Origin of the sequence: Asticcacaulis sp. (genome assembly GCF_027484505.1) — a bacterium.
In the GTDB taxonomy this organism is placed as follows: Bacteria; Pseudomonadota; Alphaproteobacteria; order Caulobacterales; family Caulobacteraceae; genus Asticcacaulis.
This window is the reverse complement of the sequence record NZ_JAIXSV010000331.1, coordinates 18,380-35,567: the sequence shown is the minus strand read 5'-3', so window position 1 is coordinate 35,567 and position 17,188 is coordinate 18,380. Positions and strand designations below refer to the sequence as shown.

At 60.4% G+C, this 17,188-nt stretch carries 10 protein-coding genes; 5 read left to right on the top strand and 5 right to left on the bottom strand.

Translation table 11 applies throughout. The features are described from left to right. A partial coding sequence (locus Q0072_RS19475; RefSeq protein ID WP_298333276.1) for a TonB-dependent receptor plug domain-containing protein occupies nt 1–1,748 on the bottom strand: 1,748 nt, incomplete at its 3' end. 292 nt (nt 1,749–2,040) lie between these two features. On the opposite strand from Q0072_RS19475, the gene Q0072_RS19470 reads away from it, so the two are divergent. Both Q0072_RS19470 and Q0072_RS19465 read left to right on the top strand, forming a co-directional pair. Further along, nucleotides 2,041–3,177: an ROK family transcriptional regulator gene (locus Q0072_RS19470; RefSeq protein WP_298333274.1), complete on the top strand. Its 1,137-nt coding sequence runs from the start codon at nt 2,041–2,043 to the stop codon at nt 3,175–3,177. 43 nt (nt 3,178–3,220) lie between these two features. Then, complete coding sequence (locus Q0072_RS19465; protein ID WP_298333272.1) at nt 3,221–4,540, top strand: MFS transporter; 1,320 nt, start codon at nt 3,221–3,223, stop codon at nt 4,538–4,540. A gap of 36 nt (nt 4,541–4,576) precedes the next feature. Here the strand turns inward: Q0072_RS19465 and Q0072_RS19460 are convergent, their stop codons facing one another. Further along, nucleotides 4,577–5,707, bottom strand: a complete 1,131-nt coding sequence (locus Q0072_RS19460; protein ID WP_298333270.1) for an ROK family transcriptional regulator — start codon at nt 5,705–5,707, stop codon at nt 4,577–4,579. A gap of 154 nt (nt 5,708–5,861) precedes the next feature. Between Q0072_RS19460 and Q0072_RS19455 the strand changes: the two genes are divergently transcribed. Then, entirely contained in the window at nt 5,862–8,579 is a 2,718-nt protein-coding gene (locus tag Q0072_RS19455; RefSeq protein ID WP_298333268.1) for a TonB-dependent receptor, read from the top strand. A 62-nt stretch (nt 8,580–8,641) separates the two neighbouring features. Then, nucleotides 8,642–9,439 carry a DUF1868 domain-containing protein gene (locus Q0072_RS19450; protein ID WP_298333266.1) on the top strand — a complete coding sequence of 266 codons (798 nt, stop codon included), beginning with the start codon at nt 8,642–8,644 and terminating at the stop codon, nt 9,437–9,439. Between the two features lie 140 nt (nt 9,440–9,579). Here the strand turns inward: Q0072_RS19450 and Q0072_RS19445 are convergent, their stop codons facing one another. Both Q0072_RS19445 and Q0072_RS19440 read right to left on the bottom strand, forming a co-directional pair. Next, entirely contained in the window at nt 9,580–10,572 is a 993-nt protein-coding gene (locus Q0072_RS19445; RefSeq protein ID WP_298333264.1) for a glycerophosphodiester phosphodiesterase family protein, read from the bottom strand. Between the two features lie 11 nt (nt 10,573–10,583). Further along, the gene (locus tag Q0072_RS19440) at nt 10,584–13,133 is read right to left on the bottom strand and encodes a TonB-dependent receptor (protein WP_298333263.1); all 2,550 of its coding nucleotides are present in this window, start codon (nt 13,131–13,133) and stop codon (nt 10,584–10,586) included. Between the two features lie 201 nt (nt 13,134–13,334). On the opposite strand from Q0072_RS19440, the gene Q0072_RS19435 reads away from it, so the two are divergent. Beyond that, nucleotides 13,335–14,450 carry an ROK family transcriptional regulator gene (locus Q0072_RS19435; RefSeq protein ID WP_298333261.1) on the top strand — a complete coding sequence of 372 codons (1,116 nt, stop codon included), beginning with the start codon at nt 13,335–13,337 and terminating at the stop codon, nt 14,448–14,450. Between the two features lie 55 nt (nt 14,451–14,505). Here the strand turns inward: Q0072_RS19435 and Q0072_RS19430 are convergent, their stop codons facing one another. Continuing rightward, the gene (locus tag Q0072_RS19430; RefSeq protein ID WP_298333259.1) at nt 14,506–17,082 is read right to left on the bottom strand and encodes a TonB-dependent receptor; all 2,577 of its coding nucleotides are present in this window, start codon (nt 17,080–17,082) and stop codon (nt 14,506–14,508) included. Nucleotides 17,083–17,188 lie beyond the last annotated feature (106 nt).

The following is a 17,188-nucleotide window of genomic DNA, read 5'->3' as shown; positions in this document are numbered from 1 at the left end:
TTGCGATTCAGCTCCGTGACCGTGTTGCCATTGACGCGGTAACCATTCACTTCGGTCGCCGTATCCTCGTAGCGGCCGCCAAAGATCAGGCTGTGGCGTTCACCGGCGTGGCGCAGTTGCACGTAGAGCGCATCGACGCCTTCGGTCACTACGTAGTCGTTGCTGATGCGGTTGAGCGCCGTGGTGGCGGTGTTGAGAACAAACTTCGTCGGATTGGCGCGGCGATCCGCCTGAAACTTGTCGAAATCGATAAACAACTGGCGCGTCGTGGCATTGACCGAAGTGTAGTCGGCCGGCATCAAAACGTCCTCCAGAGTCGAAGTCTGACCCGCCGCCAAGGCGTAAACGTCCTGATAGCGGTCAAAATCGCGCGTCAGATCGCGCGTCTTGGCCCCGGCCCCAAAGCCCCAGCCGTGATCACCACGCTCCATATTGAAACGCCAGTCGAGCGACGCCTCGGTGATATATTCGTCGCTGTCGTCCTCGTACGGAGTGTAGCTGTTGAACTTGTAATTGAAGGGGTTGAGGAAGGTCGTCGGGTTATCCAGCACCGCCGTCGGGATGCCGTCATTGATCGTGTAATTATAGGCATTGGCCGCCGAAGTGGCGAGATTGTACTGCAACTGGTTGGAGGCTTCGACGAAGGAGGCTTCCGAATAGGCGGCGCGGAACTTGACGATGTTATGATCGTCCGGCGTCCAGTCGGCGCTGGCCTGTACAATGGTCAGCGGCTTGTCGATGGGGAAGTCGTTGAAACGGACGAAGCCGCCGGCGGTCGTCACGCGCGCCTTGTTGCCGGAGGTCAGGGCCGTGTCGGTCGAAACCGCCCCGCGCGTCAACTGATGCGAATGGCGCAGTTCGTTATCGGCCTGAATATAGTAGGTCGTGGTCAGTGCGGTCTTCAGCGTCTCGGAGGGACGCCATTCCAGCTTCAGCGTGCCGCCGTAGCGATCGACCGAGTTGGGGTAGCTCGACCACAGATGCGCCGACTGCACCGGAACGCCATTGGTCAGGCTGTAGCTGCCGGGGACGAAACGTTCCTGATCGCGGCGCTTGCGCGAGAAGGCCCCGGTGAACAGGACGCCGAACTGATCTTGGCTGCCGAAGGTCGTCGAAACCGTGCCGTCGAAACGGAAATTGGCACCGTCGTCGCTGCTACGGCCATAGCCCTTGCCGGGCACCTTCTGGCTGTCGCTGGTGCCGACAAAGGCGCTGCCGACCCAATAGAGCCCCCTGCGGTCAAAGGCCGAACGGGTGATCAGATTGAGCGTACCGCCGATAGCATTGCCTTCCATGTCCGGCGTGCGCGACTTGAACACCTCCAGGCGCTTCACCGCCGAGGTCGGCACGGACTCCAGATTGAGCTGACGGTTGCCGCGTTCGGAGGTGGCGATGGTCGAACCATCAAACGAACCGACGGTGAAGTTGGGATCGAGACCGCGAATGCCGACAAAGCGGCCTTCGTCCTCATCGAACTCGGTCTGCACGCCCGGCATGCGACGGAAGGCGTCGGAAATGTTATAATCAGGCAGTTGCCCCAGTTCATCGCCGGTCATGAACTCGGCGATGCGCTCATCGGCGTCCTTCAGGATCATCAGCTGACGGTTTTGCAGACGAAAGCCCGTCACAACCACTTCCTGCACCGACTCAGCCGCAGGCGCTTCCTGCGCGTGAGCGGACACAACGCCCGTAACCATCATAGCCAGGGTCAGGGTCGAAACGCCCAGACCTAGTTGGGATTTACACATAATCAGCCTCCAGCACCCGAATTGTGATGACGCCGCAATTAAACCCATTATGCGTATTATTTATGACATTTGAACTGAAAAATCCGGAAATACGCCCGGCGCATGGGCATCTATAGCGCAATTTACACCCAATATGCGTATTTTAAGGGCGGAGTTTGGTTTATATTTACGTATCCCGTGTTATAAATGCGACGCCGCATTTGCCTTGCACCCTTCGCAACGCCAAGGTATCTGGCAGCGAGTTTGCCCTGCGCCTCCTTATGACCCGAACGCCGCCTATCTGGACCCCTTAATGCTTGCCCTGACCGATCCGTTGCTGCCGACCTCCACCACTGAACGCCGCATACTCAGTCTGGTCCAGAGCCGTCAGGCCACCACCCAGGCCGATATCGTGGCACACACCGGTCTCAAACAGCAGACCGTGTCGCGTACGGTAGGTGACCTGATTGAACAAGGCTTCCTGCTCATCGGAGACCGCGTCGCTTCCGGACGTCGCGGCCCGCCGGGGACAGCCCTGTCGCTCAATCCCGACCATCTGTTTACGCTGGGCGTCTCCATCATGGCCGACGCCGTCTCTGTCCTGCTGATGGACCTTGCCGGGCAGGATCGCGGCTCTCGGCGCTTCACCCCGCCGGTCATGTCGCGCGAAGGGGTGCTGGACGGCGTGCAGCAGGCCTTTGCCGATCTCTGCACTGACGCGGCCATCAGCCCCCGGCGGGTTATCGGCATCGGCATCGGCATTACCGGGTTTGCGCTGGAAGGCGGGCGACGCTTTAATGGCCCACGCAGCCTTGATGAGTGGGCCGGTGTCGATGTGGCCGAAATCTTCGAAGACGCCTTTGGTCTGCCCGCCTGGGCCGACAATGACGGCAATGTCGCCGCCGCCGGTGAAAGTCTGGTTGGCATTGGCCGCTGGGCGCGCACCTTTGCCTATATGTATATCGCTACGGGCTTCGGGGGGGGGCTGGTGATCAACGGGCAACTCATGCGCGGTGTGCATGGCAATGCCGGAGAATTTGCCGGCGCCCTGCCCAAATTTATCTACACCCCCCCCACACTGGAATTGCTGCGCCACTGCTTCGCGCGCCGGGACGAGGAATACGACACCATAGGCGACATGCTTAACGCGCTGGATATCCACTCGCCTGCGGTCAATGACTGGCTGAACCGTATCAGCGATTCCCTGTCTCTCGCCTGTTCGGCCTGCGCTGCCATCGTCGATCCGCAGGCCATCGTCATCGGGGGCCGCGTGCCGCGCGCCTTGGCCGAACGCATGATCGAGCGCGTGGATATGCGCCATGCGCCCAGGCGCGGCTTTGACCGGCCGCAGCCGCGCGTCGTTCCCTCAGAAGTCACTGGCGACGCCACCGCTCTGGGGGCCGCCGCCGTACCGCTTAAGCTGCGGGTGTTCAAAACCGAACTGTTGTAAGCCCTGTCATATCGGTGTGCACAATGATCCCTATGCTCACCTCGTGAACCTTGCCAACGTGCCCTCGCCGTCGCGTCAGAAGCTTGCCTATGGTCTGGCCAGCTTTGGCAAAGCCTTGTTGTGGAACGCCTCAAGCCTGTTGTTCATCTTCTTCCTGACCGAAGCCGTGGGCCTCGCTCCGGATGTCGCCGGTAGCATTATCGGCGCTTCACTCGTGCTCAATGCCGTAGCGGACCTAGTGATCGGTCGTCTGATGACGCGGTTTGTCTCCCGCGCCGCCGCGGCGGCGCGAGCACAATTCTACGGCAGCCTACTGGCCGGGCTATGCTTCGTCCTCTTCGCCTATGCCGGTCGCGTGCCGCAGGAGGCGCGCCTTGTCTACACCATCACCGCTCTGATGGCGTTTCGCATCGCCTATGCCCTCTACGACGTCCCGCATAACACCTATTTCGCCCTGGCCTCGTCTTCGGACTCGGACCGTTTCGGTCTCGCCTCCATCCGCTATATCGCCAGCGGTGCGGCGACCCTGTTTCTGACCGGCGTCACAGCCTCGTGGGTGAGGCACACCGGCCTGCACCATATGGGGAAGATCAGCGCGGTGTCCGGCCCGGACTTCTTTCTAATCTCTCTGGCGCTCGTGACCCTGTCTTGCGGCTTCGCCTTCCTGCTGTCGCGACACCACGCGGGCGAAGTCATTGCTTCACCACACACACCAGCCCCGGCCGCCCCCTTGACTCTCACGGCGGGTGCGGGCCCCAGCCCGGCCTATCTTTATCTTATCGCGGCCATGGTGTGCGTTTCTGCCACCGGACCCTTCTTCGATAAGCTGGAACCCTATTTCACCGCCTATGCCGCGCCGGACGCCGTGTCAGCGCTGGGCTTCATGACCTTTGTGGCACTGGGCAAGCTGCTCAGTCAGCCGCTGTGGGCGTGGCTGACCCGTCGTCAGGCACCGGAAGCCCTCTACACGCTCGCCGCCCTGTTTCTGGCTGCCGCTTGCGTGGCCTTTTTTACCCTGAGCCGCCTGACCCCGCCCCTCACCCTGAGCATTGGCCTCCTCTATGGGGCCGCTGGCGGGGGTGTCTCCATGTACACCTGGGGGCTATTCGCCAAGGCCGTGGCGTTCGACGCAGCGCAGGCCACCAAATGGTTTGGCCTGTTCACCTTCGGGGCCAAGCTGGCACAGGCCGCCGCCGTGTACGCAGTGGGGATAGGACTGGAACGCATCCCCTATCGCGCCACCGGTCAGGGCGCCGACGCCATCGTTGCTCTGATGGTGCTGCCTTCGCTCGCCGGGGCTTTGGCCGTTGCGCTCATTTCCTTACGTCTACGCAGGGTGACGCTGCAAAGCCCATCTCCGTAGAGGCACCGAGCGGGCTGCCGACGCGACGTGCTGACTTCATTCAGCGCCGAAAAACAATCGCTTCAGCGGCAAAAGGCTGGCGCCGATAGCCGCGACCTCTCCAGAGGCTTCGGCCGGAACGATGCGCGCCAGAGGGCGCGGCACGCTGCGGCGTTTCTGATCGAACAGCTCGATGTGCGGAATGACGCGTTGTGCCAGTTCCGTCGGCATCTGCCCGCCCAGAACAATAGCGTCCACATCGAGTATGGCCGTGGCGTTCGAGGCGATAATAGACAGAGAATCCTTCACACGCGCGATCCATTCTTCAATTGCGGGCCAGTCGGCGTTAAATCCCTGCACCATCGCATCGACCGTGTCGAAGGCCTCTCCCTCGCGCACCACCAGTTGCCGCAGCAGCTCCAGATTCGGAAAAGGAAAAATGTGTGGCGGCAGGCCACCGGCAAATTCACCGGCATTGCCGTGCCGCCCACGCCAAGGCTCCCCGTCAAGGATGACCCCGCCCCCGACGCCGGCCGAAATATACAGATAGGCGAAGCTGTCCGCCCAGCGCCCGACGCCAAACTGGCTTTCGGCCACGGCGGCGGCATTGCCATCATTATCGGCGATAGCGATCACCCCGAAGCGGTCAGCGAACAGCCGCTCGATATCTATCCCCGCCCATTCCTCTAGATAGGTGGGCGTGTTGAACCCGCCGCCGGCGATGAAGGAGCCCGAAACGGCGATCCCTATGCCGGTTAACTGCGAACGCGCATAGCCGAACGAACCGCAGAGTTCATCGAGCGCGTCATCCACAGCGTTCAGCGTTCGCGACACCCCCACCGGATTGAGCGACAGCCCTTTCTGGGTGCGGGCCGCACCTGAAAAGTCGCTGATGACCATGGAGACACGCCCGGCCAGAACCGCGATGCCGAGGCTGAAACCGTGCTCAGGCCGCAGAGACAGGGCCGTACTGGGATAGCCCCGGCGCCCCTCGGCGCTGACCCGCCCACCCGTGCCGACCAGCCCTGTCTCGCCTAACCGCGCCAGAATGCGCGAAACGGACTGCTGCGTCAGTTGCGTCTGTTCGACAAGCCCGGACTGGGTCAGGGCGCGATGGCGGAACAACAGGCCCAAAACGCGCCGATCATTGCGGCCAAGGTCGGGAATCAAAGGGATATCGGTCTGCATGCGGGCCTCATACCCCATTTTATATAAAAATACACTTTATTTGTATCTTGTCACATTAAATACACTTAAAGTGTGTTAACGAGGGCCTGACACGAAAATTTCGCGCCTCACCTTACACATTGTGTGTATTTGGGCGCGGCTTTAGGGGACCGCTATGACCAACCACCGCTCTCACTGGCGTAACCGCCTTTTTCTCAGCGCCGCCCTGGCGGGCCTTGGTGCCGCCTCGGCCGTGGCGCAAACGACAGACAACGTGACCGAAGTCGTGGTGACCGGTCAGCGGGCAGCGGACAAGTCCGCCATTGTTGTCAAACGTCAGGATAGCCGCATTGTTGATGTCGTCTCAGCCGATGATGTGGGCAAGCTCGCTGATTTCAATGCCGGTGAGGCGCTGCGCCGGGTGGCCGGGGTCAATGTGTGGACCTATCTGGGTGAGCCACGCTTTGTGACCATTCGCGGCTTCAACACCAGCTACAATACCACCACGGTGGATGGCTTCATGATGGCCTCGCCAGACAATGCCAACTATGGCGGCGGCCGTCAGTTTTACATGGACGCCCTGCCGTCGAATATTGCCAGCCGCATCACCGTCCTGAAAACCTCCACCGCCGATATGGAGGGACATTCGGTCGGCGGCAGCGTCAACTTCTCGGTGCCAGATGCGCTGGACAGCAAGCGTAACCGCAACAGCCTCACCGTGCGCAGCGGCGTAACCGACAACAAAAAGCGCTATGGTGGCGACCGCGAAACCTATCAGGCGGAGTTTTTGACAACGCGCCGTTTCGGCAATCGTGATCAGTTCGGCGTGGCGCTTTCCGGCTCCTACTGGCGCCGCGAGATGAACATCGCCCAGTATGAAAATGGCGGCGATGCCTATTCCTTCGGGCCCACAGCTAAGTCAGGAGGGTTGGCCGTCGTTTTCGATCCCTATAGCGGAACTTACAAGTCCGTGCCCTCGTCCCGCACTTCGCACAATTACGACGACACGCGCGAACGCTCAGCCCTTTATGGTAAGCTGTCGTGGCGCATGGATGATCTGACGAAACTGTCGATCGGGGCCTATGTGCTGGATCAGAAAGAGGACTTTGTTCGCAACGAAGCCACGCTGGATCCGGCGCAAAACGGCTCAAACTACGACGCCAAAAACTTCGCAGACGGCTATGCCGAGATGGACGACATCGCCAGCCTGTACCAGTATCTGCAAGCGGGTTTCGAACGTAAAATCAGCGGCCTCAACCTGACCCTAAACCACAGCTTCACGGACAAGATGACCGGTGAAGTGAAACTGGGCACGTCCAAGGCCACGTTTGACAATCCGCAGTTGTTCAATCGTTTCTCTTTGCCTGCGGCCAATAACGAATATTACGCCATTCGTCAGCAAGGGGACTATTTCATCTGGACCCCGATCGGCACGACCTTCCCGGCCAAGGCCGCCAATTTTGCCAACTATTCCACAGCCAATGGCGGCGGACAGAGCGGTGCCAGCGGCGGGCGGAATCTTGAGGAGCGCTTCTCCACAGACGCGCAACTCACGGAAATGGAAGCGCGCCTTGACTATGGCCTGACGCTGGCGGACGAAGGCTTCGGCGTCTCCGGCGGTTTCAAGTTCAGTCGCAACAGCCGCAGCGATGACTATAGCCGCACGGATTACGGCTCGTCTGCCAGCGGCATTCTGCTTAGCTCGGTCGTCACCGGTCAATATCTCAGCGGACCGGGTTGCGATGTCTGTATCCCGCTGGCCGATATGGGCAAACTGTCCGACCTGACCCATGCCCTTGCCGCCACGGTCAATAACAGCGCCATCGGCAACCGCTTTGGCACCACCGAAAAGATCGCCGCGGGCTTCGTCATGATGCGCTGGCGTACCCCGACCTGGGAGGCGCAGGGCGGGCTGCGCGCCGAACAGACGGACTATGCGACGTGGGGCTATAATAATGTCAGCGGCGGCACGGGGGCGACCGGCTACGTCTATGCCACGGCCAGCGACAAACAGACCGATCTCCTGCCCTCGTTCAGCTTCATCTATAATACATCCTCGCAAAGCCGTGCGCGTTTTGCCTATAGCCGCACAATGGGTCGCCCCAGCCTGACGCAGAAAAGCCTGCGTGGCGGCGTCATCGACTACACCAGCGCGACGCCGACGCGCACATCGGGGAACCCCGATCTGGAAGCCCGCGTTTCTGACAATTTCGACCTGATACAGGAATTCTATTTCGATAAGGGTGAAGGTCTGTTCACGATTGGTTTGTTCCATAAGGCCGTGCAGAACGAAATCTACAAGGTGCAAACCCTGGCGACACTGGACGGTACGGATTATCTGTGGACCCGGCCGGTGAACTCTCCCTACACCACCAAGGTCACCGGGCTGGAATTCAACTTCGTAAAACACTTCAATGACCTGCCGGGTCTGTGGTCCAATCTGGGGATGCAGGCCAATGGGGTCATTATGAAAACGCGCTTCCCGGTCAGGCTGTCGGACGGCAGCACCTACAACTTCAAAACCCTCCCCGATCAGGCGAAAAACGCCTACAATCTGGCCTTCTTTTATGAAGACAAACAAGGGTTCCGGGCGCGTATAGCTTGGAATCACACCGGGCAGGCCTGGGATGGCCGTATCAGCGGTTCGACCAACCTGCCCAATGCGGACAATATCTCAACCGCCAGCCTCTACAAGCTCGCCTACAATACCCCGCGCGACTATTTTGATCTCAACCTGTCGTACAAGCTAAACCGGGTTTATACGGTCTCCTTATCTGGCAGCAATATCACCAATCAGGGCGCCGATACCAATATCGGCAACGATCAGGAAATTGCCGCCAAGCGTCTGTATGTACCCTCCGTATACATGCTGGGCCTCAGCGCCAATTTCTAAACCTGTGTCCCTCACACCCCTTCCCGGATGGCTGTCCATCCGGGGTATTTTCCGAGATACCCATGTCCGATTACTCCCGCCGCCGGTTTATCAACCAATTCGCCTCCGCCTCGGCCTTCGGCATGGCAGGGGCTCAGGCCTTGATGACCGTCCCCGCACAGGCGGCGATAAATACCAATGCGGTCGGGGGGAAGTTCCATGCGGATGGAAGGGTGAAAAAATACCCCGGCAATACCTTCGTCTGCCATTTGCCGCAGCAGGGTCCGGACAGCGTCGCGTTTAACGCCCTGCTCGACATTTATCGCACGGCCGCCGACTACCCCTTCCTGTCGAACGCCACCCTGTTGCCGCCCTCCAGCTATCATATGACCGTATTTGAAGGGGTCACGGAAAACAGTCGCAAACGGTCCGGCCAATGGCCGCAGGGCGTGCCCAGCGACCTGTCGCTAGAGGCCTGTCATCGCCTGATGGCCGAACGCCTCAAAGGCTTTCGCTCCGGTCTGACCCAGCCTATCCGTATGAAGGTCGATCTGGCGGCACCGACCCCCGAAGGCGGGGCCATCACCCTGCCCTTGCTACCGGTCGATGCCGCTCAGTCGCGACAGTTGCGCGACCTGCGCCGCCGCCTATCTGAGGCCACCGGCATCCGTATCAGCGATCCGGACACCTATGGCTTTCACATCTCGCTTGCCTATTGGATCAAGCCCCTTACGCCTGAGCAGGCTGAGGCTTTTGACCGCGCCCACCGGCAATGGCGCGCCACCTTGTCAAAAACCGCCCCCGTTATCACCCTAGGCCCGCCGGAATTCTGCGTTTTCAAGGACATGTTCGCCTTTGAACGGCAGTTCTTCCTGCAATAGATCTCTTTAGGGCCTCATACCAAGCGTCATTGAAAATGACTCTTGGTATCCTTTTCGAGAATTTTCCATGTCGCTGATACATGTGGAAAATTCACGTGTCTTCAACGACCGGAGGCCGTCAGCCTCTTCGGCCGTTGGCTTCAGTTGTCACATACTGTCCGCCGCAGGCCCTTGCGTTCCAGATAGCTCACAAGGGTTTCCGGTCGGTCGGTCATGATCAGGTCCGCACCGAGGTCGATAAGCCGCCCCCAGGCGGCATCCGGATCACGCGCTGCCAGACGGTCATCCAGCCCGCCGCTCCAGTAGGGCTGAAGCGCGATCATCATGGTCGCTTTTCGCCCCAGACGGGGATCGTTAGAAAGAGGGGCCACATAGGCCTGATGCTGAAACGGCAGCTCGTAGCCGATGCCCTTATAAGCTTCCAGCTCGTTAACGCGGTTTTCAAACGGGGTGTCTGATTCCCAGATAATCGGCATGATCATCACATCATCGGGGACGACCAGACTTTGCAATATATGCTTCGCCGTCGTCTTTCCATGGGATTTGAGATCGGGAATCTTGAAAATAATGTGATCGAGCACGCCCATGCGACGGGCCAAGGCCACAGAGTCATTGAACATCGCCACGAACTGCGCCCCGGACGCCTTGATTTCGTAATTGACCATCACCTTGTTTTTGATGGCGGCAAAATAGTCCTCGACCGTGGTAATGGGCTGGTCCGTCAGATAGGTTCCCGCCTCGCCGCTGCGCTCCTTAAGGCGGGCCTGCCGCAGCGCGGCCAGGGTCTGATCCTCGACATAGCCCCATTTATCGGTCATCCGGCTGATTTCGTCGTCGTGGAAGATGACCATGTGGCCGTCCCTGGTCAGGCGCACATCGTTTTCCACCACCTCAACCCCCATTTTCCAGCAGGTCTCGATGGCCTGAGGCGTGTTTTCCGGGGCCGTACTGTGGCAGGCGCGATGGGCGACCACGACGATATGTTTGGGGTCGGGATGCAGGACGCGCGATTTGAGGCGCGCAAAGGCCTCCGGCGTGGCCGGACAGGTGGTGGCCTCGGCCACAGGTGCCGACACAAGCATCGACCCCACCATCAGGGCTACGGCCGCATGTCTCAAAAGCATGGTTTTCATGGGATTTCCAATCAATAGCTGTAGTGAATACCCAGCCAGTAGCTGCGGCCATTACCCACTGAATTATAGAGCGAGTCCGCAATACCCGTCGTCTGGATCGTATAGCTGCCGGTGAGGTTTCGGGCGTCCAGACTGAGCTTCAGCGACCGCGAGACGCGATAGCTGATCTGGGCATCGAGCTGGTCCGTCGGGCGCACCCAGATGTCGGAGGCCGCCGTCGTACCGAAGGTGCCGGTGAAGGTCTTGCCGCGCGCCTTATAGGCCAGGGTCAGATCGAGCGGTCCGGCGTCGTAGCTGAGACGGAGATTGGCGAGCCATTTCGGCTGGTTGCGCAATCCTCCGACCGTGCGCCGACTGCCGTCGCTGAAGATCACATTCCAGTCGCCCTCTATATAGCTGTAATTGGCGCTGGCCCCCAGACGGTCGAAGGGCGCGGGCAGGAAGTCAAACCGTGATCTGGCAGCCGTGAACTCCGCCCCCCTGACCTCAGCGCTGCCGGCATTCAGCGGTATGGTGTTGATCTGGATCAACTGACCGGAGCCATTATAGACATTGCTGACCTGACTGAAGGTTTCGCCCGTCAGCTCTTTTTTGAACAGGGCCAGCGAGAGGAGGCCATTATCGAAATAGTATTCGAGGCTGGCATCGTAATTGGTGGACAGACGCGGCCCCAGATCCGGATTGCTGCCGCGCACAAGGGTGACGCCATTGGTATCAAAGGTCGTCGTGGTCCCCGGCGCAAAATCGGCGAAGTCGGGCCGGCCCAGGGTGCGGGTATAGGCGGCGCGCAGTTTCAGGCGGGCCGTGACGTCATAGCTGGCCTGCGCATTGGGCAGCCATTTCCCGTAAGCATGGGCACGGTGCTGCGGTTTGTTGACCCCGGATACCAGCTGACCGGTATCGGTATTGGCGCTGGTGCGTTCAAAGCGCGTCCCGATCAGGGCCTTAAAGGCGCCTCTGGCGTAATGGATCGCCGAATGGGCCGCGAACACGTCTTCACGCAGGCTGTAGTCCGTAGTCAGGGACTCGTCGGTGCGCGCGGCGCCATTGGCGTACATGAAATTCCAGAAGGCGTCGTAGTCGTTCAGCGCCGCCCGATTGCCGGCCATGCTGGCCCCCGCAGGCGTCACCTGAGACAGGTTGAGCGTGACGCCACTTTTCAGCGCCCAATACACCACTGTCTGATCGAAGTCGCGGTCCAGCCGCACCCAGTTGATCCCCCCTGAATATCCAAACCCCTGAGCCGAAGCGAAGCGGTTGTAATTGTAGGTCAGGCCAAGGCTCGACACCTTGTCGCGAAGGGGCTGGGTGCGGTTATAGGCGGCGCTGGTCGAGCTGTTGGCCGTATTGGAAAACAGCCATTTCGCCGGATCATTATAGGTGGCCGTATCGGTGACGGTGATGCGAGGGAGATCGCCCGTAATATCATAGCTGCCGCGAATGGCTTCCAGACGAAAGCCTGCGCCAATATTACGGGTCAGGGTATCATTGCCATAGTCGGTATAGTTTCCGCGCAGGCTGAGCGCCCCCTTGTCCGAGACGCGGTAGTCGAGCCCAAGCCCGAACACCGTCGCATTGCGCTGCATGTCATAGTCATATTCGCGCACCTGCCCCTGACCATTGGTGAAGTTGGCCGTGCCGTCTCCGGTTTTTGTCACGGTGCGTGTACCGCTGTTGGCGATAAACGGTCCGGAGCGTTGCAGGTACATATCACGCTGTTCATCGAAACGGGTCAGGGAGGCAAAGGCGTAGAGCCGGTCTTCCTGCCGCGTTTCGATCTTGGCAAAGACGGCCGTATTGCGCACCGTCTTGTCGTAGGCGCTGTCCGTAAAAACATTGCTGGCGATCTGATCATAAACGGCACCTGAACTGTCGGTCGCCTGAACATAGCCGCCTACCGCGCCGAAATCGTCGTAGTCGGCGGTACGCTGACGGTTAAACCCGAACACCAGACCATAGCGGCGGTCCGGCCCGAAGGTGAATTTGCCCGCCACATAGAGTTGATCAGACAGGTCATCGTGTACGCGACTGGCGTTTTCGGGCGACCCCAGTCGATAACCCGCCTTAAAATACGGTCGGGTGCCGCCATCGAAGGCCCGCAGGGTACGCATCGAGATATGGCCACCAATGGAGTTCGCATCCATGTCCGGCGTCACGGTTTTAGCGACGCTGGTTTCATTGATGATGGCGGCCGGGAACATACCGATCTGCGCACCGCGATTGTTCTGGCTGGAGAACCAGATCGGATTGCCGTCGATGTCGATGCTGTTGTAACGCGAATCGAAACCGCGCAGCGAGACGTAGCCGGCCTCGGACGTGCCATAAAACTTGTCGGCGCTGACGCCCGCCACGCGATCGAGAACCTCTGCCAGATTGAGGTCCGGCGTCTTTTCAATGTCGCTGGCCGTGGTCGAATCGACGATCCCCGTCGCCGTGCGTTTCAGTCGGGTTGAGGGCGTATCGACCGATTTACGCGCCGTGACCACCACCGTGTCGACATCGGTATCGTCTTTCACCGCCTCAGAGATTTGCGCGACGGCGCCACCGGGCGGAACCGCCATGCCTGCCAAAAAGACAACCTGCATAAGCGTTAACGCACTGACCCGCCGCCTGAGTTCGCAATTCATCATAGCCTCCATCCCGGTGCCCACCGCCCGGCATAGCTCAGCCCATACCGCGCTTATGTGACACAAAAATTAAGTTATCTTACTTAACTTATTTATCACCTTGACGTGGCAAATGGGTTACGGCATCGAAGACGCATGACCAAACCCCTGCTGCAAAACCTGACCGCCAGCCATCGTCGCGTGGTCGAGATTCTGTTTCAGCAGGGCTCCGCCTCACGGGCTGAGATCGCCTCGGTAACGGGCTTTACTAAACCGACCATTTCCCAGATCGTGCAGGACCTGACGGAGTGGGAGGTGGTTGGCGAAGACGCCGCGCGCAAAGGCCTGAGGGGGCAGCCCGCCCGTCCGGTCAGTGTGCGCCGGCAGGCCGGCTTCGCCATCGGGGTCAATTTTTCCACCTCATTTGCCGAGGTGGTTGCTGTTGATCTGGCCGGTTCGGTGATTGATGCGGTACAGGCACCGCTTGGCGAGCCTTCTCCGGAGTGCCTGGCGGCGCTGATCCACGAGGAGATGGAGCGCCTCATCCGCCGCAAACGGCTGGCGAAGAACCGCCTGCTGGGTGCCGGCATCTCCTTTCCGGGGGACTTCTACGCCGACGGCACATTGATGCCGCACGCCCTGTTTCCGAAGCTGAAGGCCACGCACCTTGACCGCTTCTTTTGCGAAGCCCTCGGCATCCCGGTTATCGTGGAAAACGATGGCCGGGTTTGCGCCCTGGGGGAGCGCGTCATCGGCGTGGGCACACGGTTTCGCACCTTCATGCTGGTCCATATTGGCCACGGCGTCGGGGGCGGCCTGATCATAGACGGAGCCCCTTATCGCGGCGTGCATGGCAATGCCGGCATACTGGGACAATACTATCCCTATGGTGAGCCGCGACCTTCGGCGCTCGACCTGTTGCGAACCCTGCAAAAAGCGGGCTTTTGCGTCCCTGATTTCGATACCCTCGCCGATTTGACGCCCGACGCCCTGCCCACCATCGAAGCGTGGATGGATCGCGCCGCGCAACAACTGGCTCCGGAACTGGCCCGGATCAGCCGTTTCTTTGGCCCGGAGGCCATAGTGCTGGCCGGTCGCCTGCCGCCCTTCATCACGCGCGGGCTGGTCGAACGGCTGGATCTGGCCGCCGTGCTGCAACCCCTCGATGACCTGCCCGTAACCCCCGTCTATGCGTCCAATCTGGGCTCGCGCGCCGGGGCGGTCGGGGCCGCTACCCTGCCCATATATCAGGCCTTGCTGCCGTTGGGATAGACCCTATCGAGGGGTAACGAAAAAGGCCGCCGGTGTGGACGGCGGCCTCACAAGGTCAGTATTTGTAGTTTATGCCAAACCAAACGGCGCGACCATATCTTTGCCCTTCGTACCAGTTGGGCACGCCCTTCACGGCATTGGCATTGGTGAAGCGCTGTTCGTCTTCGAACAGGTTCCACACCTCCATCGACAGGTCGAAATGGCGGTTCAGGTGATAGCCCAGTTGCATATCCGTCTGCCCATAGGCGGCCAGTTTAAGATCACCCGAACCATCGACGCTGAGTTGCTGGGTTTGCGCACTGGCGTAGCGCCAGGCGATACGGCCCGACAGGCGTTCGCCCTCGTAGAACAGCGCCGCATTGGCCAGCTTTTTCGACAGGCCTTCCGGGGCGACGGAGCGCACTACCTGCCGGTTGGCCCCGATCAGGTCGAGCGACCCGTCATTGAGGGTGAGGTTGGCGCTGAAACCCAGACCCGCCAGCGGTCCCGGCAGGAAGCTTAAGCGATCCTTGACGAGGCTGAGTTCGACGCCGCTGATCTGCGCATCGCCGCCATTGTCCGGCTGCACATAGTAGGAGTCGATGACGCGGTTGGTGGCGTCGGTATATTTGTAGGGCGTTTGCAGGTCGAAGATTTCGTCCTGAATGTCTTTGCGGAACACCGCCGCCGAGATCAGGCTGCGCCCGCCGTCGAAATAGTATTCCAGCGAGGCATCGAGATTGGTCGAACGGCGCGGCTTGAGGTCCGGATTACCCCGGCTGTAGATGCCGTTGTCATTGGGCGGGGTTTCGCCGCGCGCCAGATCACGGATATCCGGACGCCCGATGGTGCGGCTGGCCCCCAGACGCAGAAGCCACTGATCGCTGATGAAGTATGTAGCAGCCACCGACGGCAGCAGGTCGCTATAGTCGGCCTGAGTGGTGACAAAGGCGGCGTTTTCGGCGCGGTTAAAGCGGTTGAGCGCCTCGGTCGCCGTCTTTTCATAGCGTAGACCGCCAATGACACGCCAGCGCGCCGACGTGTAGTCGGCCAGGGCGTAGCCCGCCGTCACCGCTTCGCTGACGCGGTAGTCCATGCCGTTAACATAACCTTCGCGGCGGCTGAAGCTCGCCGCCCCCAGCCCTTCGGCATAGGCCGACAGAGCGTCGATATCGGCATAGACCACCTTGTCGTTCGGCGTGCCGGGGAAGCGGTAGTCGGTGGCCTTGATAAACGGGCGGAAGTCGGCCGAAGCGACCGGGTTGCGCCAGCGCAGATTGCTGGCCGTATAGTCGATGCGGGTTTCACGCCATTTCAGTCCGGCCTTGAACCCCAGACCCTGACCGGCGGCCGGACGGCGCGTCCAGTCGGCGCGCACCGTATCGACGTCCTTGGCCAGTTCTTCCTTGTAGCGACGATAGCCATTGAAGGCGTAGTTGGCCGGATTGACGAACTTCGGCGCGCTGGCGGCATCGAACTGATAGGCGTAGGTGGTGCCGTCAGAGCTGTAGGTGCCGCTCAGCGGCCCGGCAGAGTAGAGATCAACGCGCGGATCGTCCTGATAGGCGGTGCTGGACGAAGACGAGCCTTTCAGGCTCAGCGTGTCGCGCCCCGTCAGCGCATAGTCGAGACCACCCGCCACGGTAAGGGAGCCATCGACGCCATAGCGCACCTTGTCCGTGCGGCCCGTCGCCGTCGCCTTGCTAAAGGTGCCGGTCGTGAGATTGGACACGGCGGCGTAAAGCGCGTGCTTGTTCTTGTCGATGACGATGTCGGAGTCGAAATAGCTCAGCGAGACGTAGACCTGAAGGGCGGAGACCGGGCGGAACTCGAACTTGGCGGTGGCCCCGGAACTGTCTTCCTGACGCTGATAGAAATAGCCGCCGACCTCCTCCGGCAGCGCACGCCCATCGCCGACCGGCCCGAACCACGCGCCGGGCTTCAGATTGTCACGATGGACCGAGCGGCCATTGGCGTCGAAGACCACACCATATTTGCCGTCGCCAAAGGTCGTTCCCGCCGACAGCTTGCCCTTCACCGAGCCCTTCATGTCGTCTGGCGCGACGTTTTCTTCGTAGCGACCGCCAGACACCCCGACCGACAGCCACGGCTTGCGCGCATCAAAGGCGCTGCGCGTCACCAGATTGACCGTCCCGGCAATGGCGTCGCCATCAAGGTCCGGCGTCGCTGACTTGATGACCTCGACCTGCTTCACAAAGGTCGAGGGGATGGCTTCGAGATTGGCACCGCGCAGATTGCTGTCGAACGGACGCGGGGCCACCGAAGCCTCCTGCCCGTCGAGCGTCACATTGACGAATTCCTGACTGAGGCCGCGCACGCCGATATAGAGGCCGGCGCCTTCGTCCTGAAACGTAGAGACCCCGGCCACGCGGCTGGTCGCTTCGGCCAGATTCTGATCCGGCAGCTTGTTAAGATCGTCCGAAGCGACCACGTCGCTGACCTGAGCCGCCTTGCGCTTGGCATCGGTGGCGCGCTGGTTCGACAGACGCGTTCCGCGCACCACCACTTCAGTGACCGCCTCAGTGCCCGGCTTAATCTGCGTGTCCGAGGACTGAACCTGCGCCTGTGCCCCCGTCGTCAGAAGCGCGATAGCCAGCGCCGATGCGCCGATGGCTGTGACCTTGCTAACCATTGTCCCGTCCTTGTCATGCTCACGGCTCAGCGCCGCCCCCGCCTCAACTAACACGCTTTTGTGACATATTTAATATCTAAATGATATTTAATGGAGCGCTTTGCAA

What these genes read in the sequence shown, in the direction of transcription:
- Q0072_RS19470 (WP_298333274.1), top strand. Translation starts at nt 2,041, where the DNA reads ATGCTTGCCCTGACCGATCCGTTGCTGCCGACCTCCACCACTGAACGC.
- Q0072_RS19460 (WP_298333270.1), bottom strand. Translation starts at nt 5,707, where the DNA reads ATGCAGACCGATATCCCTTTGATTCCCGACCTTGGCCGCAATGATCGG.
- Q0072_RS19455 (WP_298333268.1), top strand. Translation starts at nt 5,862, where the DNA reads ATGACCAACCACCGCTCTCACTGGCGTAACCGCCTTTTTCTCAGCGCC.
- Q0072_RS19450 (WP_298333266.1), top strand. Translation starts at nt 8,642, where the DNA reads ATGTCCGATTACTCCCGCCGCCGGTTTATCAACCAATTCGCCTCCGCC.
- Q0072_RS19445 (WP_298333264.1), bottom strand. Translation starts at nt 10,572, where the DNA reads ATGAAAACCATGCTTTTGAGACATGCGGCCGTAGCCCTGATGGTGGGG.
- Q0072_RS19440 (WP_298333263.1), bottom strand. Translation starts at nt 13,133, where the DNA reads ATGGCGGTTCCGCCCGGTGGCGCCGTCGCGCAAATCTCTGAGGCGGTG.
- Q0072_RS19435 (WP_298333261.1), top strand. Translation starts at nt 13,335, where the DNA reads ATGACCAAACCCCTGCTGCAAAACCTGACCGCCAGCCATCGTCGCGTG.
- Q0072_RS19430 (WP_298333259.1), bottom strand. Translation starts at nt 17,082, where the DNA reads ATGGTTAGCAAGGTCACAGCCATCGGCGCATCGGCGCTGGCTATCGCG.